Annotated in this window: 20 protein-coding genes; 14 read left to right on the top strand and 6 right to left on the bottom strand. The window is 58.6% G+C overall.

All coding sequences use genetic code 11. From position 1 onward, the window contains the following. Positions 1-207 precede the first annotated feature (207 nt). The 12 genes from rlmH (at position 208) to ribF (ending at position 12,371) form a co-directional block, all read left to right on the top strand. Positions 208-693, top strand: coding sequence for a 23S rRNA (pseudouridine(1915)-N(3))-methyltransferase RlmH (gene rlmH, locus DWY76_RS02700; RefSeq protein ID WP_044954166.1), 486 nt, complete (start codon positions 208-210; stop codon positions 691-693). Between the two features lie 182 nt (positions 694-875). After that, positions 876-2,297, top strand: coding sequence for a glycine--tRNA ligase (locus DWY76_RS02705; RefSeq protein WP_097773884.1), 1,422 nt, complete (start codon positions 876-878; stop codon positions 2,295-2,297). 505 nt (positions 2,298-2,802) lie between these two features. Further along, complete coding sequence (locus DWY76_RS02710; RefSeq protein ID WP_120079713.1) at positions 2,803-4,044, top strand: aminopeptidase; 1,242 nt, start codon at positions 2,803-2,805, stop codon at positions 4,042-4,044. Between the two features lie 137 nt (positions 4,045-4,181). Then, complete coding sequence (gene rimP, locus DWY76_RS02715; protein WP_005945397.1) at positions 4,182-4,667, top strand: ribosome maturation factor RimP; 486 nt, start codon at positions 4,182-4,184, stop codon at positions 4,665-4,667. Positions 4,668-4,704: 37 nt separating this feature from the next. After that, complete coding sequence (gene nusA, locus DWY76_RS02720; protein WP_097773881.1) at positions 4,705-5,811, top strand: transcription termination factor NusA; 1,107 nt, start codon at positions 4,705-4,707, stop codon at positions 5,809-5,811. Positions 5,812-5,844: 33 nt separating this feature from the next. Further along, positions 5,845-6,144, top strand: a complete 300-nt coding sequence (locus tag DWY76_RS02725; protein ID WP_005945403.1) for a YlxR family protein — start codon at positions 5,845-5,847, stop codon at positions 6,142-6,144. Further along, positions 6,128-6,505: a 50S ribosomal protein L7ae gene (locus DWY76_RS02730; protein ID WP_097780834.1), complete on the top strand. Its 378-nt coding sequence runs from the start codon at positions 6,128-6,130 to the stop codon at positions 6,503-6,505. Before DWY76_RS02725 ends, DWY76_RS02730 begins: the two co-directional genes overlap by 17 nt. Beyond that, positions 6,502-8,982 carry a translation initiation factor IF-2 gene (gene infB / locus DWY76_RS02735; RefSeq protein WP_120079715.1) on the top strand — a complete coding sequence of 827 codons (2,481 nt, stop codon included), beginning with the start codon at positions 6,502-6,504 and terminating at the stop codon, positions 8,980-8,982. Before DWY76_RS02730 ends, infB begins: the two co-directional genes overlap by 4 nt. 169 nt (positions 8,983-9,151) lie before the next feature. After that, positions 9,152-9,544: a 30S ribosome-binding factor RbfA gene (rbfA, locus tag DWY76_RS02740; protein WP_005945412.1), complete on the top strand. Its 393-nt coding sequence runs from the start codon at positions 9,152-9,154 to the stop codon at positions 9,542-9,544. A gap of 17 nt (positions 9,545-9,561) precedes the next feature. Then, the gene (locus DWY76_RS02745) at positions 9,562-10,551 is read left to right on the top strand and encodes a bifunctional oligoribonuclease/PAP phosphatase NrnA (protein ID WP_120079717.1); all 990 of its coding nucleotides are present in this window, start codon (positions 9,562-9,564) and stop codon (positions 10,549-10,551) included. Continuing rightward, positions 10,552-11,436, top strand: coding sequence for a tRNA pseudouridine(55) synthase TruB (truB, locus tag DWY76_RS02750; RefSeq protein WP_120079719.1), 885 nt, complete (start codon positions 10,552-10,554; stop codon positions 11,434-11,436). A gap of 17 nt (positions 11,437-11,453) precedes the next feature. After that, a complete protein-coding gene (ribF, locus tag DWY76_RS02755) occupies positions 11,454-12,371 on the top strand; it encodes a riboflavin biosynthesis protein RibF (RefSeq protein ID WP_120079721.1) in 918 nt (305 codons plus the stop codon). Positions 12,372-12,424: 53 nt separating this feature from the next. Here the strand turns inward: ribF and tsaD are convergent, their stop codons facing one another. From tsaD to DWY76_RS13920, 3 genes are all read right to left on the bottom strand, one after another. Next, a complete protein-coding gene (gene tsaD, locus DWY76_RS02760) occupies positions 12,425-13,432 on the bottom strand; it encodes a tRNA (adenosine(37)-N6)-threonylcarbamoyltransferase complex transferase subunit TsaD (protein WP_005945426.1) in 1,008 nt (335 codons plus the stop codon). 3 nt (positions 13,433-13,435) lie between these two features. Further along, a complete protein-coding gene (gene polA, locus DWY76_RS02765) occupies positions 13,436-16,009 on the bottom strand; it encodes a DNA polymerase I (RefSeq protein WP_120079723.1) in 2,574 nt (857 codons plus the stop codon). A gap of 119 nt (positions 16,010-16,128) precedes the next feature. Next, positions 16,129-16,317 carry a ferredoxin gene (locus DWY76_RS13920; protein ID WP_005945433.1) on the bottom strand — a complete coding sequence of 63 codons (189 nt, stop codon included), beginning with the start codon at positions 16,315-16,317 and terminating at the stop codon, positions 16,129-16,131. Positions 16,318-16,432: 115 nt separating this feature from the next. Between DWY76_RS13920 and DWY76_RS02775 the strand changes: the two genes are divergently transcribed. Both DWY76_RS02775 and DWY76_RS02780 read left to right on the top strand, forming a co-directional pair. Further along, entirely contained in the window at positions 16,433-16,774 is a 342-nt protein-coding gene (locus DWY76_RS02775) for an ArsC/Spx/MgsR family protein (RefSeq protein ID WP_005945436.1), read from the top strand. A gap of 107 nt (positions 16,775-16,881) precedes the next feature. Then, positions 16,882-17,796 carry an Ice-structuring protein gene (locus tag DWY76_RS02780; protein ID WP_120079724.1) on the top strand — a complete coding sequence of 305 codons (915 nt, stop codon included), beginning with the start codon at positions 16,882-16,884 and terminating at the stop codon, positions 17,794-17,796. 51 nt (positions 17,797-17,847) lie between these two features. Here DWY76_RS02780 and DWY76_RS02785 read toward each other — a convergent pair whose 3' ends face one another. The 3 genes from DWY76_RS02785 to DWY76_RS02795 form a co-directional block, all read right to left on the bottom strand. Continuing rightward, the gene (locus tag DWY76_RS02785) at positions 17,848-18,849 is read right to left on the bottom strand and encodes a glycosyltransferase family 2 protein (protein ID WP_120079726.1); all 1,002 of its coding nucleotides are present in this window, start codon (positions 18,847-18,849) and stop codon (positions 17,848-17,850) included. 103 nt (positions 18,850-18,952) lie between these two features. After that, complete coding sequence (locus tag DWY76_RS02790; RefSeq protein WP_005945446.1) at positions 18,953-19,510, bottom strand: DUF4358 domain-containing protein; 558 nt, start codon at positions 19,508-19,510, stop codon at positions 18,953-18,955. Between the two features lie 151 nt (positions 19,511-19,661). Next, on the bottom strand, positions 19,662-20,102 hold the full coding sequence (locus DWY76_RS02795; RefSeq protein WP_005945452.1) for an Lrp/AsnC family transcriptional regulator: 441 nt from the start codon (positions 20,100-20,102) through the stop codon (positions 19,662-19,664). Between the last annotated feature and the right edge of the window lie 79 nt (positions 20,103-20,181).

Raw genomic sequence — 20,181 nt, forward strand, 5'->3', positions numbered from 1 at the left:
CTCCCCCAGTCTCGCATTCGCTCGACAGCCCCCTCTAGGATGGGGCCTTTGGCATGGCGGCAAAGCCTCTGGTTGAATTGCAAAGTATCCGGTTTCGCCAGAGGCTCCCTCTCCGAGGGAGCTGGCACGGCGTAAGCCGTGACTGAGGGAGTTCAAGCAGTAGCGGAGACAATTTTAAATCGTTTCTATATAAAAGAGGAAACTGCAATGCAAAACATCGACCTGATCTGTGTGGGCAAGCTGAATGCAAAATATTTCGCCGAGGGCGTGGCCGAGTACCAGAAGCGCCTTGCCGCCTTCGCGTCCTTCCGCATCATTGAGCTGCCGGAGGAAAAGATCGAGGAGAAGAACGCCTCGGATGCCGTGGTAAAAAAGGCACTGGACAAGGAGGGCAAGGCCATCCTGTCCAACGTGCGCAAGGGTGCTGCCATCGTGGCCATGTGCATTGAGGGCAGGCAGATCTCCTCCGACGAGCTGGCGCAGTTCCTTGCCGACCGCGCAAACAGTGGGGCAGGAGACGTGGCCTTTGTGATCGGCTCGTCCCACGGCCTGTCCGATGAGGTGAAAAAGGCCGCCGCCCTCAAGTTCAGCATGGGACGCATCACCATGCCCCACCAGCTGGCCCGCCTTGTGCTCACGGAACAGATCTACCGTGCCTGCACCATCAATGCAGGAATGAAATACCATAAATAAGTGCAAAAACCGGTCTGTTCCCCAAAGCAGGCCGGTTTTCGGCTTTACAAGCGGCGCAAAACATGGTACAGTAAAGATACTGTGCTTTCCCTTTGAAAAGCACGCCCGGCAGTGGGGAAAGCTGCCGGAACGATACAACAACGACACGGCAAACCAGCCGCGGACGGAAAGGATGTACTACAATGGAACAGAGCGAAAAGACCCTTGATATGATCGTCAATCTCTGCAAGAACCGTGGTTATGTGTTCCCCGGTTCCGAGATCTACGGCGGTCTGGCCAACAGCTGGGACTACGGCCCGCTGGGCGTCGAGTTCAAGAACAATGTCAAAAAGGCATGGCTGAAGAAATTCGTGCAGGAAAGCCCCTATAATGTGGGTCTGGATGCAGCCATCATCATGAACCCTCAGACCTGGGTGACCACCGGCCACGTCTCCAGCTTCTCGGACCCCCTGCTGGACTGCCGCGCCTGCAAGGCACGCCACCGCGCCGACAAGTTGATCGGTGAGGAGCACCCCGAGGTGAATGTGGATGCCATGAGCTTTGACGAGATGGATGCTTTCATCGCAGAGCATGAGGACATCGTGTGCCCGGTGTGCGGCAAGCACGATTTTACCCCCATCCGCAAGTTCAACCTGATGTTCAAGACTGCCATCGGCGTTACTGAGGATAGCTCTTCCACCTGCTATCTGCGTCCGGAGACCGCACAGGGCATCTTTGTCAACTTTGCCAACATCCAGCGCACCACTCGCCGCAAGCTGCCCTTCGGCGTGTGCCAGGTGGGCAAGGCTTTCCGCAACGAGATCACCCCGGGCAACTTCACCTTCCGCACCCGTGAGTTCGAGCAGATGGAGTGCGAGTTCTTCTGCAAGCCCGGCACCGATCTGGAATGGTTCGCTTACTGGAAGGACTATTGCGAGAACTGGCTGCTGAGCCTTGGCATCAAGAAGGAGCACTTGCGCCTGCGTGACCACGAGCCTGCAGAGCTGGCCTTCTACAGCCGCGCTACCACCGATATCGAGTACGCCTTCCCGTTCACCGACTGGGGTGAGCTGTGGGGCATCGCGGATCGTACCAACTACGACCTGACCCGCCATCAGGAAGCTTCCGGCAAGAGCCTGGAGTACTTCGACAGCGAGACCAACGAGCACTACATCCCCTACGTCATTGAGCCGTCTCTGGGCTGTGACCGTGTGGCTCTGGCTTTCCTGTGCGAAGCATACGACGAGGAGCACCTGACCGACAGCAAGGGCAAGGAGGATATCCGCACCGTGCTGCATCTGCATCCGGCTCTGGCTCCCTACAAGTGCGCTGTGCTGCCCTTGAGCAAGAAGCTGGGCGAGAAGGCCATGGAGATCCGCAACGAGCTGAGCAAGTACTTCATGGTGGATTACGACGATACCGGTTCCATCGGCAAGCGTTACCGCCGCGAGGACGAGATCGGCACCCCGTACTGCATCACTGTGGACTTTGATACCGTGGGTGACGAGGCCAAGGGCATTGCCGCCGACAACTGCGTCACCGTCCGTGACCGCGACACCATGGAGCAGGTTCGTATGCCCATCTCCGAGCTGAAAGCTTATATCGAGAGCAAGATTGAGTTCTGAGAAAATTTCGCTTTCAGGCGATAAAAACAGCCCCGCCGTTGCAATTTCGGCGGGGCTGTGCTATAATACAAATAAAGAAAGTGCTGTCTGGCAAACGGTCAGTACCTTTCCGGCGCGATAATCAAAAGATGACCGCTCAGGTTTGGACGCTGGGGGCGGTCATTTTTTGTTGTTGAAGATCTTCCACGCGATATCGAAAATGCCAAAGCTCACGGTTGCAAGCAATGTGAGCAGAGCCAGAGTTTCTAAAAGCGTCATGAAGCATCACCCCCTTCGCTGCAAAGCGTCGGGGTACGACAAAAATGTTCGCCTTCCCGACGCAGGGCCGAAAAGGCATAGACCGCCTGCCGTATGTAGACAGCACTTTCAAAAGACAGTATAACAGACGTTTCCTGCTTTTTCAACAGCGGGAGGTGTCTGTTTTCTTTTTACTGGACAGAACGGCTTGTACCGGGTATACTGAAAAACAGAAAAACATGATTTTTACACCGCAGGAGGTTCTACCGTGGAAAACTTTGACGAACTGCTGAAAAAATATGCCGATTTCATCGTCCGGGTGGGGGTGAACCCGCAGCCCGGACAGACCCTCATCATCAACTGCCCGCTGGAGGGCGCGCCGCTGGCGCGGCTGTGCGTGCGCAGTGCCTACGAAGCCGGTGCCCGGGATGTGCAGGTGAACTGGAGCGATGACGCTGTGGCCCGCGCCCGCATGGAGCTGGGCAGTGAGGAAGCGCTGACCGACCACAAGCCATGGCAGCTGCGCCGCTATCTTGACTATGCTGAAAGCGAGGGCGGCGTGTGCGTACTGCATCTCATTGCGGACGACCCGGAGCTGTATGCGGGCATTGACGGCAATAAGATCAGCAGGGTGAATGCCGCCCGCTGCGCCTTTATGGAGGAGTGGCAGGAGTACACCATGAACGACCGGGTGCAGTGGTCCATTGCGGCCCTGCCCAGTGTGCCGTGGGCAAAGAAGGTCTTCCCGGAGCTGGACGCGGATGCCGCAATGGAAGCGCTGTGGAAGCTGATCTTTGACGTGTGCCGGGTCACCGGTGGCGACCCGGTGAACGAGTGGCAGGCCCATATGGAGCGGCTCAGCACTCTGCGGGATAAAATGAACGCGCTGGACTTGGAAAGCGTGCATTTTGAGAGCAGCAATGGCACGGATCTGACCGTGGGTCTTGCGGATCAGGCTGTGTGGGAAAGCGCCGCCAGCAAGAGCGAAAAGGGCGTGGTGTTCCTGCCCAACATCCCCACGGAGGAAGTGTTCACTGCGCCCCACAAGGACAGGGTAGAGGGCGTTGTCTACGGCACAAAGCCCTATGTGTTCAACGGCCAGCTCATCAAGAACTTCCGTGTCACCTTTGAGAAGGGCCGGGTTGTGGACTACCACGCCGAGCAGGGACAGGTGCTGCTGGGCCGTCTGCTGGACGGCGACGAAGGCTCCCGCAGCATTGGCGAGGTGGCACTGGTGCCGGCAAGCAGCCCCATCAATCGCAGCGGCAAGCTGTTCTACAGCACGTTGTTTGACGAAAATGCCGCCTGCCACATCGCTTTTGGTGCCAGCTACCCCGGCACCACGAAGGGCGGCACGGCGCTGACGAAGGAAGAGCTGCTGGCCCGCGGCATGAACCAGTCCCGCCTGCATGAGGATGTGATGATCGGTGCAGAGGACAGCCATATCACCGGAAAATGCCGCGATGGCCGCACCGTGGAGCTGTTCCGGGACGGCGTGTGGGTGCTGTAAAAGACCCTGCGGCGAAAAAAATCTGCGAAAATGCTTGCATAATCGCGGGATGTATGGTATATTCTAGTAGTACGATATAGTTTAACCTGAAACGTGGGCCGCAAGGTCCGCGTTTCTTGTTTGTTTGGAGGTTTTTTATGGCGAAGCAGTCTGGCGGCAACACCGCCCAGAGAGTCGAAGCGCTTGTCCGCCCCACCGTGGAGGGCATGGGCCTGCGCCTGTGGGATGTGGTTTTTGAAAAGGAAGGTCCAGACTGGTATCTTCGCGTGCTCATCGACAAGGACGGCACCATGGATACCGACACCTGCGCGGATGTTTCCCATGCGCTGGACCCCATCCTTGACGAGGCAGACCCCATCGACCAGAGCTATTATCTGGAAGTGGGCAGCCCCGGCCTTGGCCGTAAGCTGACCCGCCCGGAGCACTATGAAGCCCTCAAGGGCCAGAAGATCCGGGTAAAGCTCATCCGCCCGAATGCAGACGGCGTGCGTGAGTTTTCCGGTATCCTGACAGGCCGCGAGGGCAGCACCGTTACGGTGAACACCGATGCGGGCGCTGTCACCTTTGAGGTGAACGCCGCATCCAGCGTGAACCTGTGCGACGATGAAGACCTGTTTGACTAACATAGATAGAGAGTAAATTACAGGAGGAACCCGAAAAATGGCAGCAGCGAACAATGAATTTTTTGAAGCTCTCTCCATGCTGGAGCACGAGCGCGGCATCACCGCAGAATACCTGATCGAAAAGATCAAGGCTGCGATCATCATTGCCGTCAAGAAGAACTATGAGGTGGAAGAGGACCACGTGAAGGTGGATATCGACCCCGCCGCAGGCCGCTTTGATGTGGCCCTGATCCAGGACGTTGTGGCCGACGAGGACTGGTACGACGAGCACTCTGAGATCGGCATTACCGAGGCACAGAAGATCCGCAAGAGCTACGAAGTGGGCGACCGCATCGTGACCCCCCTCAAGACCAAGGACTTCGGCCGCATTGCAGCCCAGACCGCAAAGCACGTGATCCGTCAGGGCATCCGCGAGGCTGAACGCAGCCAGCAGCTGAGCGAGATCCAGTCCCGTGCACACGACATCGTGCAGGCCACCGTTACCCGCGTGGACCCGGAGAAGGGCATCGTTGCTCTGGATCTGGGCAAGGGCGGCGAGGCTATCCTGCCCCACAACGAGCAGGTGCCCGGCGAGGTGTACACCGAGGGCCAGACCCTGCAGGTCTACGTTGTGGACGTGGTCAGCACTGAGCGCGGCCCCCGCGTTATGATCAGCCGCACCCACCCCGGCCTTGTCAAGCGCCTGTTTGAGCTGGAAGTGCCCGAAATTTTTGACGGCACTGTGGAGGTTAAGGCCATCAGCCGCGAGGCCGGTGCCCGCACCAAGATGGCTGTTTGGAGCAAGGACCCCAACGTGAACCCTGTTTCCGCCTGCATCGGCGAGCACGGTGCCCGTGTAGCTGCTGTTGTGGAAAAGCTGGGCGGCGAAAAGATCGACATTGTGAAGTGGAGCGAGGATATCTCCGAGTTCATCTCCGCAGCACTCAGCCCGGCCAAGGTGGTCAAGGTGGAACTGCTGCCCGGCGAGACCCGTTCCTGCCGTGTGACCGTGCCCGACCAGCAGCTGAGCCTTGCCATTGGCAACAAGGGCCAGAACGCACGCCTGTGCGCACGCCTGACCGGCTACAACATTGATATCCGCCCCGAGAGCGGCTATTATGGCGAGGAAGAGCCGAAGAAGGAAGCCGAGACCGACACCGAGTAATTCCGGCGCAGATGGCCAAAGGAGGGAAACCGGATGGCACAGAAAAAGATCCCTTCCCGCCAGTGCATCGGCTGCATGACCAGCCGCCCCAAAAAGGAGCTGGTGCGTGTGGTGCGTGCACCCAGCGGAGAGATCAGCATTGATCTGGTCGGCAAAAAGCCGGGCCGCGGCGCGTATCTCTGCCCGAACCCCGACTGCCTGACCAAGGCAAAAAAGAAAAAGGCGCTGGAGCGCTGCTTTGAGCAGCCGGTTCCCGCCGAAGTTTACGAGGCTCTGGCCGCACAGCTGGCCGAAGCCGCAAAGGAGGCAGCAGCAAATGGCAAAGAAGAATAACACCCCCGCAAAGCCCAAGCTGCCGCCGGAGGAAGCGCTGTATCAGGCGCTGAGCCTGTGCCGCAAGGCGGGCGCACTGACCATGGGCTTTGATGCCGTGGAAGATGCCTGTGTCAAGAGCAAGGCATGGCTGGTGATGGTGGCAAGCGATGCCAGCGCCAAGACCGTGCAGCGCCTCGACTATTCTGTGGGCGATCTGGTGGATGTGATCACCATGCCGCTTACGCAGGATAAACTGGCCGATATCAGCCGCAAGCCTGTGGCTGTTTACGCGGTGACTGACCGCAACCTCGCAAAGCTCTGCTTTGACCGCCTGTCGGACTGCGGAGCAATCAAAAATGAGGAGGATATGACCGAATGATCGTAAAATATAAAGTGAGTGATTTTGCAAAGGATCTGAACCTTTCCGCCAAGAAGGTCCTGGATGAGCTGAACGCCATGGGCAGCACCGGCAAGAAGAACAGCTCCAATCTGGAAGAGAACGAGCTGAACTACCTGCTGGAAAAGTTCAGCAAGGATAACAGCGTGGCAAATCTGGACGAATTCCTGAACAGCGCCAAGGCCGCAAAGGAAGAGCCGAAGCCCACTGAGAAGAAGGCTGAGAAGAAGGCTGAGAAGAAGGCCGAGAAAAAGCCCGAAGCTCCCAAGGCAGAAAAGAAGCCGGAGCAGCCTGCCGCCAAAAAGGCAGAGCCTGCCCAGCAGGATAAGAACGGCAATAAGCATAACGAAAAGAAGAACGAGCAGCACAAGAAGCGCGAGGAAAAGACCGTTTCTCTCAGCGAACTGGCTCGTGAGACCGGTGCCAAGGCATCCGCTGCTCCGGCACAGGCTGTGTCCGTGCGCCGCGAGGACAATCAGGTCACCGTGGATACCCGCACTGTGGATATGAACGTGGACCGCTTCGATGCCCGTTACGATGATCTGGCTTCCACCAAGAACACCGAGAACCGCCGCAAGCCCACCCCGCAGGGCAACAAGCAAAAGTTCACCCAGCGCGGTCAGCGCCAGCGCCAGCAGTTCCAGAAGGGCAAGCGCGAGACCGAGTTCGAGCGTCTGCAGCGCATCCAGCTGGAAAAGGCCCGCAGCGCACAGCTGAAGGTGATGATCCCCGACGAGATCACCGTGGGCGAGCTGGCTGCCCGCCTGAAGCAGCAGGCCGGCAAGGTCATTGCCAAGTTCATGCAGATGGGTGAGATGCACGCCATCAACGACGTGATCGATTTCGATACCGCTTCTCTGCTGGCAGAGGAGTTCCACGCAAAGGTCGAGCACGAGGTGCATGTGACCATCGAGGAGCGCCTGTTCACGCAGGAAGAGGATTCGCAGGAGGATCTGGTGGAGCGTCCCCCGGTGGTCTGCGTCATGGGCCACGTTGACCACGGCAAGACCAGTATTCTGGACGCCATCCGCAAGACCAACGTCACCGCAGGCGAGGCCGGCGGCATCACGCAGGCCATCGGTGCATATCAGGTCAAGGTCAACGACAGCCTCATCACCTTCCTGGATACCCCGGGCCACGAGGCGTTCACCTCCATGCGTGCCCGCGGTGCCAACATGACCGATATCGCCGTTCTGGTGGTTGCTGCCGACGACGGCATCATGCCCCAGACCATCGAGTCCATCAACCACGCCAAGGCTGCAAATGTCAAGATTATCGTGGCAATGAACAAGATGGATAAGCCCACCGCAAACCCCGAGCGCGTGATGGAAGGCCTGACCAAGTACGGCATCATCACCGAGGACTGGGGCGGCGATGTGGCCTGCATCCCGGTGTCTGCCCTGACCGGCATGGGCATCAACGACCTGCTGGAGCGCATTGCTCTGGAAGCTGAGGTCATGGAGCTGAAGGCAAACCCCAACCGCCGCGCCAAGGGTGCGGTCGTCGAGGCCCGTCTGGACAAGGGCCAGGGCCCCATTGCCACCATTCTGGTGCAGAACGGCACCCTGCACTCCGGCGATGTGATCATTGCCGGCACCGCTGTGGGCCGCGTGCGCACCATGCGCAGCGACAAGGGCCAGCTGCTGAGCGATGCCGGCCCCTCTACCCCTGTGGAGATCACCGGCCTGACCGCAGTGCCCGAAGCAGGCGACCTGTTCGAGGCTGTTGAGGACGAGCGTCTGGCCCGTGAGCTGGCCGAACAGCGCGTTGCTGCCGCCAAGGAAAAGCAGTTCTCCTCCTTCCAGAAGGTCACGCTGGATAACCTGTTCAGCCAGATGGCACAGAACGACATGAAGGAACTGGCCATCGTGGTCAAGGCCGATGTGCAGGGTTCTGCCGAGGCTGTGAAGCAGAGTCTGGAGAAGATCTCCAACGAAGAGGTGCGCGTGCGTGTCATCCATGCCGGTGTCGGTGCCATCAGCAAGTCCGACGTGGATCTGGCCGATGCCTCCAACGCCATCATCATCGGCTTCAACGTCCGTCCGGACAATGTGGCCAAGGAAGAAGCTGCTGCCACCAAGGTGGAAATGCGTATGTACCGCGTCATCTATGATGCCATCAACGATGTCACCGACGCTATGAAGGGCATGCTGGCTCCCAAGTTCCGCGAGGTGTCTCTGGGCGAGCTGCAGGTCCGTCAGGTGTACAAGATCTCCAATGTGGGCACCGTTGCAGGCTGCCGCGTGACCAGCGGCAAGATCACCCGCGACAGCAAGGTGCGCGTGGTGCGTGACGGCATCGTGATCACCGAGGACGAGATCGCATCCCTGAAGCGCTTCAAGGATGATGCCAAGGAAGTGGCCGAGGGCTACGAGTGCGGCGTTACTCTGGCAAAGTTTGCCGACGTTAAGGAAGGCGACGTGTACGAAGCCTTCAAGATGGAAGAGTACCGCGATTAAGATCTGAAATATCCCTCTCCGTCATTGCTGGCGCAATGCCACCTCCCCCGAGGTGGGAGGTTTGCAGAGAAACGGAACGTTTGCCGTATCCACGCAAAAAGCTCGTCCCTCGGGAGAGCTGCCGAGCGAAGCGAGGCTGAGAGGGTTTTCTTTTATAGGGAGAAATACTATGTCTCAGAAGAATATGGGCCGTCTGGCGCAGGATATGAAGCGCGAGATCATTGCCATCATCGGCAGGTTGAAGGACCCGCGTCTGGAGGGCGGCCTGCTCACCGTCACCCGTTTGGATGTGACCCCTGATCTGGATGTGGCCAAGGTGTATGTGAGCGTGATGGGCCGCGAGGACGGCCCAAAGCCCGCCATCGAGGCACTGAACCGCGCGGCAGGCCATGTGCGCACTGAAGTGAGCAAGAAAATGCACATCCGCAAGGCTCCCCGCTTCATCTTCGTAGAGGATGACGGTGCCGCCTATGCAGCCCACATCAACGAGCTGCTCCGCACGCTGAACGTGAACGGCGACGCTGACACCGAAGCCAGCGCACCGGAGGAGACCGAAGAATAATTCCGCCTGCGGAAAGGATGGATCATGGAATGACAGAACAGTTGAATGTGCAGCAGATGGCCCAGCGCCTGATGACGGCGGACAACATTTTGATTCTGTGTCACAAAAACCCGGATGGCGATACCATTGGCTGCGGCAGCGCGCTGTATTGTGCACTGAAAGCACTGGATAAAAATGTGGCAGTGCTTTGCTCCGATGCCATTCCCAACCGGTATGCGTTTACCAACGCACATATGTTCAAAGGTGAGTTTGAGCCGCAGACGGTGGTAGCGGTGGATGTCGCCAGCGTGCAGCTGTTTGGAGAAAACAACGGTATGACGCAGTTCTCGCGCCATGTGGACCTGTGCATCGACCACCACGCAGGCAACAGCGGATATGCCGACTTCACCCTGCTCAATGGCAGCGCCGCAGCGGCGGCAGAGCTGCTGTACGAGGTGATCAACGCCATGGGCGTTGCCATTACGCCGCACATTGCAGACTGCCTTTACACCGGCCTTGCAACCGACACCGGCTGCTTCCGGTTCTCTTCCACCACGGCAAACACCCACATCGTGGCGGCAAAGCTCATTGAGGCGGGCTGTCATGTGGAAGAGCTGAACACCCTGCTGTTCGATACCAAGCCCCGTGAGCGCATGGAGGCCGAGCGCATTGCCCGCAACCATCTGGAATACTATCTGGATGGCCGGTGCGCGCTCATCTACCTCACCCGGGACGAGATCGAGCAGAGCGGGGTGGACCCGGCCGATCTGGAAGAACTGACCAGTCTGCCTGTGAGCATTGAGGGCGTAAAGGTGGGCCTGACTCTGCGGCAGCAGCCCGGCGGCAGCTACCGTATCAGTGTGCGCACCGCAAAGGGCGTGGACGCCTGCGCCATCGCCCGGCGTCTGGGCGGAGGCGGTCACAGCCGCGCTGCAGGCTGTGAGCTGCTGGGCAATCTGGAAAACGCAAAAAATGCAATTCTGGCAGAGGTGGAAGCCGAGCTGGACGCACCGCAGGAGGAAGCATAAATGCAGGGCATCCTGATCGTTGACAAGCCCATGGACTGGACCAGCTTTGATGTGGTGGCAAAGCTGCGCGGCGTGCTGGGCACCCGCAAGCTGGGCCACAGCGGCACGCTGGACCCCATGGCCACCGGCGTGCTGCCGGTGTTCTGCGGCGGTGCCAGCAAGGCAGTGGACCTGCAGCTGAACCACGATAAAAGCTACCGTGCGGTTTTAAAACTGGGCGCACGCACCGACACCGGCGATGTGACCGGCACTGTGCTGGAAACGGCTCCGGTCACGGCGGGCGAAGGGGAACTGCTGGCCGTGCTGCCACAATTCATCGGCCCGCAGATGCAGGTGCCGCCCATGTACTCGGCCATCAAGCTGAACGGTCAGCCGCTGTATAAGCTGGCCCGTGAGGGCGTGACCGTGGAGCGCAAGGCGCGCCCCATTGAAATTTACAGCATCACCTACGGCGGCAGCCCTGCCGAAAATGAGTATGTGCTGGATGTAACGTGCTCCAAGGGCACCTATATCCGCACATTGCTGGAAGACATTGCCGCCGCCATGGGCCAGAAGGGCACCATGAGCGCACTGCGCCGCACCTCGGCGGGCGTGTACACCGAAGCCGATGCCCACACGCTGGAGGAAATTCTTGCCGCAAAAGAGCAGGGCATGGACGCACTGGAAGCGCTGATGCTGCCGGTGGAAAGCGTGTTTGAAAGCCTGCCGCTGCTGGTGGTGGAGCCTTGGGTGGAACAGCATTTGTACAACGGCTGCCCCACCAGCCGGTATCCGGCAGCAGATGGCCGCTACCGGGTGCGCAATGCCGCCGGACAGTTTTTGGGCCTTGCCAATATCGTACAGGGTGTGCTGCGGGTGGAAAAACTGTTCGTAGAACGTAATTGAAAAAGGAAACAAAACCCATGCAGATCATTTCACAATTTGCACCGCTGCCGCTGGCGCAGCCGGAAAAAGGCACCGCAGTGGCAATGGGCTTTTTTGACGGCATCCACATCGGCCACCGTGCGGTGATCGAAAGCGCCGTGCAGTGGGCCAAAGAACACGATGCCGCCCCGGCGGTGTTTACCTTCAAGCTGCCGATGGTGAATAAGATGAAGGGCAAGCGCCTGCTTTCCACAGCGGATAAGCATGCTCTGATCGCAAGCCTTGGCGTGGAGTATTACCTCACGCCGGACTTTGAGGAGATCAAGGGCCTGACCCCGGAGCAGTTCGTGCTGGGCATCGTGCGGGACTGCAATGCCCGTGCGCTGGTCTGCGGCGAAAACTTTACCTTTGGTGCCAAAGCGGCCGGCAACCCGGAGCTGCTGCGCACCCTCTGCGCTCCGTTGGGCGTGGAGGTGATCGTGGTGCCCATGGCGCAGTTTGAGGAAAAGCCGGTGTCTTCCACCCGCATCCGCACCGCGCTGGAAGGCGGCGACATCCCGGCAGCAAACGCCATGCTGGGGATGCCCTACGCCATCCGGTTCGAGGTGCAGCACGGTGCAGGTCTGGGCCACACGCTGGGGGTGCCCACCATCAACCAGCTGTATCCCGAGGGCTTTCAGCTGCCCCGCAGCGGCATTTATATCACCCGCACCCACATTGGCGGGGTGTGGTATCCTTCGGCCACCGGCCTTGGCAGCCGCCCTACCGTCAATGATGATGCCACCAAGGTGACCTGCGAGACCTTTATCCCGGGCTTTTCCGGCGACCTCTACGGCACCGACCCGGTGGTGGAGTTCCACGCCTACCTCAGCCCCAGCAAAAAGTTTGATACGCTGGACGAGCTGCGGGCCTGCATCAACAACGCTGCAAAGCGTGCACAGGAATATTTTGCATAAGAAAAAGACCTGTCCTTCCGGAGATCCCGGAAAGGCAGGTCTTTTTTTACTGCTTATTCGTAGTCGATGGGTAAAGTGGGCAGACCGTTCAGTTCAAGGCCCGCTGTGTGGCCTGCAATGTACTGGTAATACCCCTGCGCCGCGATCATAGCGCCGTTGTCACCGCAGAATTTCAGCTCCGGCAGATAAACTTTTGCACCCAGCTTCTGGGCACCGTCGTTCACCAGCTGACGCAGCCGTCCGTTGGCGGCAACGCCGCCTGCCAGACACACCTGCTTTGCGCCGGTGTCCGCTGCGGCCAGCAGCAGCTTTTCGGCCAGAATGCCCGCAATGCGGTCCTGAAAGCTGGCGGCAAGGTCGGGCACATTGATTTCTTCGCCCTTCATCTGGGCCTTGTTCACCTCATTGAGCACGGCGGTTTTCAGGCCGGAAAAGCTCACGTTGTACTTGCCGTCCACATGGGGCACCGGCAGGCGGTAGGCCTTGGGGTTGCCAGTCTTGGCGGCATTGGCCACGCTGGGGCCGCCGGGGTAGGGCAGACCAAGCGTGCGGGCCACTTTGTCAAAGGCTTCACCGGCGGCATCGTCCACCGTGTGGCCGAGGATGTGGTAATGGGTGTAGTCCTGCACCTCCACAATGTGGCTGTGGCCACCGGATGCCACAAGGCAGAGGAAGGGAGGCTTCAGCTCCGGGTGGGTGAGATACAGTGCGGCAATGTGTCCGCGCAGGTGGTGCACCGGCACCAAAGGCTTATTGGCCGAGTAGGCCAGACCCTTGGCAAAATTCACGCCCACCAGCACTGCACCGATCAGGCCCGGCGCAAAGGTGACGGCCACGGCATCCACATCGTCGATGGTCTTGCCTGCATCCAGCAGGGCTTTTTTGACCGTAGCGCTGATAAATTCGCAGTGGCGGCGGCTGGCGATCTCCGGCACAACGCCGCCGTAAAGAGCCTGTTCTTTTACGCTGGTGGAAATGACGTTGCTCAGCAGATGCCGGCCATCCTCCACCAGAGCTGCGGCGGTCTCGTCGCAGGTGGATTCAATTCCCAAAATAATCATGTTTTAGTGGGCCTCCAGCCAGTTTTTGCCTGCGTGCACATCGGTGCTCAGGGGCACGGCATACTGCACGCAGCCTTCCATTTCCTCCCGCAGGATCTGCGCAGCCTTTTCAGCTTCAGCCTGCGGGGCCTCCACGATCAGTTCATCGTGGACGGTCAGGATCAGGCGGCTTTCCATCTTTTCGTTCCGCAGCCGCTTCCATACCCGCACCATGGCCAGCTTGATCACGTCGGCCGCAGTGCCCTGAATGGGGGTGTTGCGGGCCATGCGTTCGCCGCTGGAACGCACATTGAAGTTGCTGCTTGCCAGCTCCGGCAGAGCACGGCGGCGGCCGAACAGGGTGGATACATAGCCCACGGCCTTGGCGTCCGCGATGGTCTTATCCATGTAGCCGCTCACCTTGGGGAACGCGGCCAGATAGTTCTTGAGGAAGGCATCTGCCTCCTTCACACTCACGCCGATGTCCTTGGCAAGGCTGTAAGCGCCCTTGCCGTACATGATGCCAAAGTTGATGGCCTTGGCAGAAGAGCGCAGCCGGGAGGTGACTTCTTCCTGCGGGATGCCGTAAATTTTTGCGGCGGTGCTGCGGTGGATGTCCTCACCGTTCAAAAATGCCTGCTGCATGTGCTCATCACCGGTAATGTGGGCCAGAATGCGCAGCTCGATCTGGCTGTAGTCGGCATCCACCAGCACACAGCCCGGCTTTGCAATAAAGTAGGCGCGCAGCTGGCTGCCCAGCTCGGTGCGGATGGGGATGTTCTGCAGGTTGGGGTTGTCAGAGGAGAGCCGTCCGGTGCGGGCCTCGGTCTGGTTGAAGGTGGAGTGGATGCGGCCGTCCTCGCCAATCACCTTCAAAAGGCCCTCCACGTAGGTGGAGTTCAGCTTCTGGTAGGCGCGGTACTGCAGAATGTCCTCCACCAGCGGGTAATCCCGCAGGCTTTCCAGTGTTTCGGCATCCGTGGACCAGCCGCGCTGGGTCTTTTTGCCGTGGGGCAGGCCCATGGTGTCAAACAGCATTTCGCCCAACTGCTTGGGGCTGTTGGGGTTGAAGCTGGCGCTGCCGGTCTCCATGTGGATGCGGGTGAGCACCTGCTCCAGCTCGGTGCGCAGCTTTACGCCGAACTGCTCGATGCCGTCTTTGTCCACCAGCACACCGGTGCGGGTCATATCGGCCAGCACCTGTGCCAGCGGGAACTCGATCTCATTGTAAAGGGCGTCCTCACCGCAGGCGGTGATCTCGGCCTTCATCTTGCAGAACAGGTCTGCAAGGCGGCCTGCATCCGGGTAATCGGCACAGGTAAAGGCAGCAGCGGCGCGGTAGCTGGCGGTCAGCTCGCTGATCTGATACTTGGAAGCAGAAGCGTCCAGCAGGTAGGCGGCAAGCTTGCCATCCCACACGATGCTGCTGCCCCAGCCGCCTGCGGCCATGGCCTTGGCATAGAGGGGCGCTGCGTTGAACACTTCCAGCGTTACGTCTGCGTTGTCCAGCAGGCGCATAAGGTCGGCATTCTCCAGCGGGTAAACGGTGCAGTCCTGCACGGCGTACCAGCTCTCCGGCTGCAGCACCACGTTGCGGGTGCCCTGCTTGCCCATCACGGCCGGGCGCGATGCCACCAGATAGGTGCCGGAAGGGGTCAGCGGCAGAGCTTCCAGCCCTGCTTCAGCCAGCTCGATGCCGTCCTCTTCTTCTGGGGCGGCAGGTGCAATGCCGTCCAGCCCAAAGCGAGGAATCAGAGAGTGAATCTCCAATTCCTGCAAAAGGCGCACGGCCTCGGCTTTGTTGCCCTCGCCCACGGCATAGGTGCCCTCGGCCGTGTCGATGGGTGCATCGGTGCGGATGGTGCCAAGGGTGTGGCTCAGCTGGGCCATCTCGCGGCATTCCAGCAAATGTTCCCGCTGTTTGGGCTTGATGAGCTTATCGTCGATGTGCTCGTACACGCCTTCCAGCGTGCCAAAGTTCTGCACAAGGGTCAGGGCGGTCTTTTCACCAATGCCTTTCACGCCCGGAATATTATCCGAAGCATCGCCCATCAGGCTCTTCACCTCAATGAGCTGTCTGGGCTGGATGCCGTATTTTTCCTGAATGGCGTCCACGTCCATCGTCACCGTCTTGCTGCGTCCCATGACAGTGGCGGCAAGCAGCACAGTGGTGGTGTCACTGACCAGCTGCAGGCTGTCCCGGTCTCCTGTAGCAAGGAAGCAGTCGTCCTTTCGGGCGGCGCAGGCAGCGGCCAGCGTGCCAAGGATATCATCCGCTTCCCAGCCTTCGGCGGTGACGGTGCGGTAGCCGAGGTCTGCCAGAAGTTCCTTGAGCACCGGCATCTGCTGGGCCAGCTCTTCGGGCATGCCATGGCGGGTGGCCTTGTAGCCATCGTACATTTTGTGGCGGAAGGTGGGAGCCTTCAGGTCAAAGGCAACCGCCACCTCGTCGGGTTCGCACTCCTTAAGCAGGGAGAGCAGGATATTCAGAAAGCCATAGATGGCGTTGGTGTATCGTCCGTCCTTGGTGGTCAGCAGCTTGATGCCAAAAAAAGCACGGTTGGCAATGCTGTTGCCGTCAATGACCAGTAAACGCATAGTCGTGTTCCTCCATTGCATTATTACACATTCTGCATTATACCACAAAACCGTGCCCAGCGGGGGATTTTTGCGTAAAAAAGAGAGAAAGCCGCCAACATGGTTGACGGCCTTCCCTCTTACTCCTCGATGCGGATCGCGCTTACCGGGCAGGCGTTGGCTGCGTCCACAGCCTGCGGCACCTCCTCCGGTGGGATCGGCCCGGGCTGGGCCACGGCCAGCGTGCCTTCCATCTGGAACACGGCGGGGCAAAGCCCGGCGCACTGGGTGCAGCCAATGCACAGATCAGGGTCAACATATGCGTTCATAGAAAAACCTCCTTCTGATAATGCCCTGCGGGCAGTATGGCCCATCCGGCTGCGAATTATGCCTATGCAGAGGGCACAGGATGTGGTACAATAAAAATTCAGGAGGGTACAGACCATGAATATTCAGATCTTTGGCACAAGCAAGTGCTTTGATACCAAAAAGGCCCAGCGCTATTTCAAGGAGCGCGGCATCAAGTTCCAGATGATCGACCTCAAGGAAAAAGAGATGAGCCGCGGCGAGTTCGAGAACGTAGCCCGCGCTCTTGGCGGCTGGGAAAAGCTGGTGGACCCCAATGCGAAGGACAAGCAGACCCTTGCACTTCTGGACGCACTGGTGGACTGGCAGAAGGAGGACAAGCTGTTTGAGAACCAGCAGCTGTTTTTAACGCCCATTGTACGCAATGGCCGCAAGGCCACCGTGGGCTACCAGCCCGATGTGTGGAAGACATGGGAATAAGGAATGCGCTTTTCACAAAAAAACCACGGGCATAGTTTTGCACAATGGGCCGGTATGTGGTATACTGGACACTGTAGCATTTGAGAACCCTGGGAGATAAAACAACTATGAAACATTATATTACCCCTGAAGAACATGCCCGGATGCAGCGCCGCCGCGGGCGGCAGGCACTGGGCCTTCTGGTTGCCATTCTGGTGATCGTGGGCTTTGTTACCGTGCTGCGGGCCGGTGTGGGCGCGGTGGCGAACCTGTTCGATGATACCGCCCAAAAGCAGGAATATGAAGATAAGCTGGAAGGGCTTGTGCTGTTTGACCCCATGCCATTTGACGGCATTGAGAACATCGACGACCTGACTCTGCGCGAAGCTGCGGTGTGGGGCTGCATCTATAATATTCAGGAAACGCAGGGCGGCTTTGACAACTACAATACCGACCCCGACACCGAACAGCTGCTGCTGCCCTCGCTGGATGTGGATGCCTACCTTGCAAAGCTGCTTGGCCCCGGCTTCAAGCTGACCCACCGCAGCTTTGAGATGGAGGATATGACCATCGAGTTTGACGATGCCACCCAGTGCTATAAGATCCCGGTCACCGGCACGGTGGGCTACTACCGCGCAGTCGTGACCAAGCTGTTCAAGCGCAGCGGCAAGCTGCATGTGACCGTGGGCTATATCCCCACCACCAGCACGGACGACAGCATCATCAATGTTTCTTCGGATACGCCCACCAAGTACATGGATTATCTGTTCGAGCGCCAGAGCGGCAGCTGGTATCTCACCGGCCTGACCGAGAGCGAGACCAAGGCCGAGAGCACGGAAAGCACACCGGCCGCGAATGTGCCGGAACCCATGGCAGAAAGCGATGTGCAGGATGCCATTCTTGCAGCAGCCGGTTCGGATTCTGCTTCGGCTGAGGCAGACAGCACCGCTGCAGACGAGGGCGTGGATACACAGGCGGAGAAACAGCCCGCCGACAGCACCGAGGCACAGGCGGACGAAAGCACAGCCAGCCCGGCGGCATAATACAAAACAAAAATACCGGATACAAGGCAGATGCTTCGTATCCGGTATTTTTTATTTGAGGTCAAATTTTACGATCACCAGCCGGTACCACAGGTACGGCACCATGTTCCAGATCATCCACAGCTCCATCAGGATGTAGTTGGGCAGATCCTTCAGGCGGAAAGGCCGCTTGCCCAGCCTGCCGCTTTTCAGCAGGGCAAAGGCTTCGTGCATCCCCTTGTCCCATGCCTCGCCAAAGCCCTGTTTGTGGAACTTGTAGCACTTGAGCAGGTAGCCCACGGCCAGCGGGATGAAGTTTAAAATCAGCATCAGCAGCGGTTCGTTCTTAAAGGGCAGCAGGATGCTGTTGCGGCCGCTCTGCTGGCTTTTGAAGGCGTTGTACTTCACCGCGCCGGTGCTGGCACCGCAGATGTGGTAGCACTTGGCGGTGGGGCAGAGAAGGTTTTTATAGCCTGCATTGTTGGCGCGCCAGCTCAGGTCCACATCCTCAAAGTAGGCAAAGAAGTTCTCGTCAAAATTGCCGATCTCGTCCAGAATGCTCTTGCGGTAGAGCGCCGCACCGCCGCAGGCCGAGAAGATGCGCTTTTGCCGGGTGTAGCGGCTTGCGCGGCGGCCATCGCCGGTCTTGCAGGCAAAGCCCATCCAGGTGACATAATCGCCGGCATCGTCGGCCAGCTCCCGGTCAAAGTGTCGGATCATCAGGCTCTGCACTGCAAAGATTTTCGGGTCGGTCTCAGCGGTGCGGATCAGCTCTTCCAGCCACTGGGGTTCGGCAAAGGCATCGTTGTTGAACAGCACCACATATTCACTGTCCGCCAGCGCAATGCCCTGATTCACTGCATGGGAAAAGCCGGTATTAGTGCCGTTTTCGATGAGGGTGAAATTTTCGCGGCTGCAATAGCTGCGGGCCTGCTCAAGGCTTTCGTCGGTGGAACCGTTGTCCACCACAATGAGCCGGAAGTTCTGTTCGGTCTGGGCATAGACCGACTCGATAGAATCCTTCAGCCAGCCCTTGCCGTTGATATTCGGGATCACGATAGTCGCTTTATACATAAATACTCCTGTATTTCAGTGCAAGTTCACGGGAACAGTATAGCATATCTGCACACAAAAAGAAACCGCATCCCGGCAGGATGCGGCTTCGGCAGGGCAAAAATTATGCGGCAAGGGCTTTCTCGATGTTGGAAAGAATGGTGTCGTGATCCTCGGCGCACACCAGAACCACCTCACCGGTGGGAGCTACGGTGACGGTGGCCGCCTTGGCGACCAGATACTGATCCTCAAGGTAGTGCTCCATGGACTGCTGCTCACTCTGCACATAGGCTTCCAGTGCGGCTTTCACGGCATCGGTCTTGCCCTCGGCTGGCTTTACGATGGCAACGGCGTAGCTGCGCACCATCATGGAGGAAACAGAGGCGGCAAAGCTCTCGTAGCTGCCGTCCTCAAGGCCCAGCAGGGGGAACACGATGTCTTTCAGCTCGTCATTCAGCTGGTCGGCCTCATACTCGGCGCTGTAGCCGTCGATGGCGGTGAATTTGCCGTCCTCACCTTTGGTAAAGATCATATCGTATTCGTTGTCCTCGTCGGTGCGGGCATCGTGGATGATCTGGGAGTAGTCCTTCGGGGCGGCAGAGTCGGCCTTGCTGCCGGCAGAGCAGCCCACCAGAGCAAGCAGGCACAGACCGGCAAGCAGGGAAGCAATGATACGTTTCATAAATGAAGTCCTTTCGTGTGTGAAAATCTTCGTGTGAAAGCGGGCGCAGCGGTTTTGAAGCTATTGTGTGCTGTTTTGCGCCTGCTATCCATAATACGAAAGAACACCCCGGCAGAATTGCACCGCAAACGTAACCATTTTATGAACAGCGTTACAGCATAAGGGCATCCAGCTCGCCGTGGTTCACCGGCGTGGAAAGGATGATCTGGGTGCTGGTGGTGCCCAGCTTCTGGAACTGCAGGATCAGGTGTTCCAGCTGGGGCATGCTGCCGCAGCTCACTTTGACAAGGAAGGTGTATGCACCCGTGACGTGGTAGCACTGCAGCACTTCCTTGCTGCTTTGCAGCAGCTCCAGAAAGGCATCCTGCTTGGAAGGTGCTACCGAAAGGCTGATGAGGGCATCCACATACATCCGGTCAGCGGGGCGGTTCAGGGTGACGGTGTAGCCGCTGATGATGCCATCCGTTTCCAGCTTGTGAATGCGGCTGGAAACAGCAGGACTGGTCAGTGATACCTGCTCGGCGATCTCCTTGACCGGCATCCGTGCGTTCTTTGCCAGCAGGGAGAGAATCTTACGATCCAGATCATCCATGGGGAATACTCCTTTTTGAAAATATGTTGGATTGTATAAAATTTTTTGAAAGTAAAGTTTTATTGTTGGTGCAAACATA

The sequence above is a fragment of the Faecalibacterium sp. AF27-11BH genome (assembly GCF_003603005.1).
GTDB lineage: Bacteria > Bacillota > Clostridia > Oscillospirales > Ruminococcaceae > Faecalibacterium > Faecalibacterium taiwanense.

Bases quoted from the DNA above. Each gene is read 5' to 3' on its own strand.
- DWY76_RS02775 (WP_005945436.1), top strand. From the start codon at position 16,433: ATGAATATTCAGATCTTTGGCACAAGCAAGTGCTTTGATACCAAAAAG.
- tsaD (WP_005945426.1), bottom strand. From the start codon at position 13,432: ATGATTATTTTGGGAATTGAATCCACCTGCGACGAGACCGCCGCAGCT.
- DWY76_RS02730 (WP_097780834.1), top strand. From the start codon at position 6,128: ATGGCAAAGAAGAATAACACCCCCGCAAAGCCCAAGCTGCCGCCGGAG.
- ribF (WP_120079721.1), top strand. From the start codon at position 11,454: ATGCAGATCATTTCACAATTTGCACCGCTGCCGCTGGCGCAGCCGGAA.
- polA (WP_120079723.1), bottom strand. From the start codon at position 16,009: ATGCGTTTACTGGTCATTGACGGCAACAGCATTGCCAACCGTGCTTTT.
- DWY76_RS02785 (WP_120079726.1), bottom strand. From the start codon at position 18,849: ATGTATAAAGCGACTATCGTGATCCCGAATATCAACGGCAAGGGCTGG.
- DWY76_RS02705 (WP_097773884.1), top strand. From the start codon at position 876: ATGGAACAGAGCGAAAAGACCCTTGATATGATCGTCAATCTCTGCAAG.
- rimP (WP_005945397.1), top strand. From the start codon at position 4,182: ATGGCGAAGCAGTCTGGCGGCAACACCGCCCAGAGAGTCGAAGCGCTT.
- DWY76_RS13920 (WP_005945433.1), bottom strand. From the start codon at position 16,317: ATGAACGCATATGTTGACCCTGATCTGTGCATTGGCTGCACCCAGTGC.
- rlmH (WP_044954166.1), top strand. From the start codon at position 208: ATGCAAAACATCGACCTGATCTGTGTGGGCAAGCTGAATGCAAAATAT.
- infB (WP_120079715.1), top strand. From the start codon at position 6,502: ATGATCGTAAAATATAAAGTGAGTGATTTTGCAAAGGATCTGAACCTT.
- DWY76_RS02780 (WP_120079724.1), top strand. From the start codon at position 16,882: ATGAAACATTATATTACCCCTGAAGAACATGCCCGGATGCAGCGCCGC.
- truB (WP_120079719.1), top strand. From the start codon at position 10,552: ATGCAGGGCATCCTGATCGTTGACAAGCCCATGGACTGGACCAGCTTT.
- DWY76_RS02745 (WP_120079717.1), top strand. From the start codon at position 9,562: ATGGATCATGGAATGACAGAACAGTTGAATGTGCAGCAGATGGCCCAG.
- nusA (WP_097773881.1), top strand. From the start codon at position 4,705: ATGGCAGCAGCGAACAATGAATTTTTTGAAGCTCTCTCCATGCTGGAG.
- DWY76_RS02790 (WP_005945446.1), bottom strand. From the start codon at position 19,510: ATGAAACGTATCATTGCTTCCCTGCTTGCCGGTCTGTGCCTGCTTGCT.
- DWY76_RS02795 (WP_005945452.1), bottom strand. From the start codon at position 20,102: ATGGATGATCTGGATCGTAAGATTCTCTCCCTGCTGGCAAAGAACGCA.
- rbfA (WP_005945412.1), top strand. From the start codon at position 9,152: ATGTCTCAGAAGAATATGGGCCGTCTGGCGCAGGATATGAAGCGCGAG.
- DWY76_RS02725 (WP_005945403.1), top strand. From the start codon at position 5,845: ATGGCACAGAAAAAGATCCCTTCCCGCCAGTGCATCGGCTGCATGACC.